Consider the following 1,255-nt stretch of genomic DNA (forward strand, 5'->3'; position numbering starts at 1 on the left):
CGAAGGAGTCTGACGCATCGCGGCGGCGAGCGACCGATACCGGGGTGCAGCGCCGATAAGGAAGCCCTCCGAAGAAGGGGTGCGCAGGAAGGTGCGCAGGGGGTGCGCACCCCAAACCTCGCGCGCGCAATCCGGAACGTTCGCGGACGGGCGGCGCGGGACGGGGATGTGGTCATCGGCTCCGGCGGCAAAGGCACCAAGGCGGTCCGGCTCACCCTGCCACGCTGTCGGCTGCCTGCGCCGCGAGGATGGCGTGCACCGCGCCCAACGCTTGGGGCGGCAGCCTTGCGCCCTGGCCCGCGCCAAGCCTGCCTGGACCCGGTCGTGGATCAGCGTCCGCGTGAGCGCGGCAAAGACCAAGGCGATGGTGAGCATGGCCCGATCGGTGGTGGTGCCGTCCAAGCCCTCATGGTGGCTGAAAGGGTGCGCCCCCACGCCGGTGTAGCGTGACGACCTGAAGGGACAACCATCCCGGTTGTCGCGGTTCAGGGAACAACGACCGGGGAACATGCGAAACGGAGCGCCCCTCTCCTGCCACCACTGAGGAAGCCTTACCCTGGCGCCCGGCCTGGGCTCTGCCGAGCCCTCTGGAGAGGAAGGTTCGCACCATGGTTCGCGGTGGGTTCGCACCCCAAACCTCGCGCGCGAGCCGGAATGTTTGTTGACGGACGGTGTGGGACGGAGATGCGGTCATCGGCTCGGCGGCAGAGGCATAGGGCAACCCGCAATGGAAAGGCAGTTGGCGTCGGGGTCACTGGACCGGGGGAGGACGTAAACGAGCGATCCTCTCCTGCTGCCAAGGTAGCCTTACCCTGGCGACCAGCTTGGGCACGCCAAGCCATGAGAGGAGGGGGTTCGCAGGGGGTTCGCACCCCATACTCGCGCGAGATTTCAGGCCGGTGGTGGCGGATGGCCTGGGCAAGGGCAGGGCGGTGCTGCGCTGATCCGGGCCAGGACCGTCAGCTTGGGTTCTCCCGAGGCCTGCGGAGAGGGAAGGTCCGCAGTGGGTACGCACCCCAAACCTCGCCCGCGCGACCCGGAACGTTTACTGACGGACGGCTCGAGGTAGAGATGTGGTCATTGGCACGGCAGCGGCAGCCCAGGGGCAGTTGAGGCGCCGGTTTCCGGCCCTGGCCGGTGCCAAGCCGGCCCGGACCGCCCACGGATCAGCCCTGCTTGGAGGAAGGTGCGCAGCAAGGTGCGCAGTGGGTGCGCACCCCAAACCTCGCGCGCGAGCCGGAATGTTTGCTGAAGG

Annotated in this window: 1 protein-coding gene; it reads right to left on the reverse strand. The window is 68.4% G+C overall.

Annotation, left to right across the window (positions count from 1 at the left end):
- Nucleotides 1-402 (reverse strand): hypothetical protein (locus ACFQS7_RS30915; RefSeq protein ID WP_380070981.1); only part of this gene is annotated, 402 nt, incomplete at its 3' end.
- Between the last annotated feature and the right edge of the window lie 853 nt (nucleotides 403-1,255).

The organism is Dankookia sp. GCM10030260, assembly GCF_042666655.1.
Classification (GTDB): Bacteria; Pseudomonadota; Alphaproteobacteria; order Acetobacterales; family Acetobacteraceae; genus Paracraurococcus.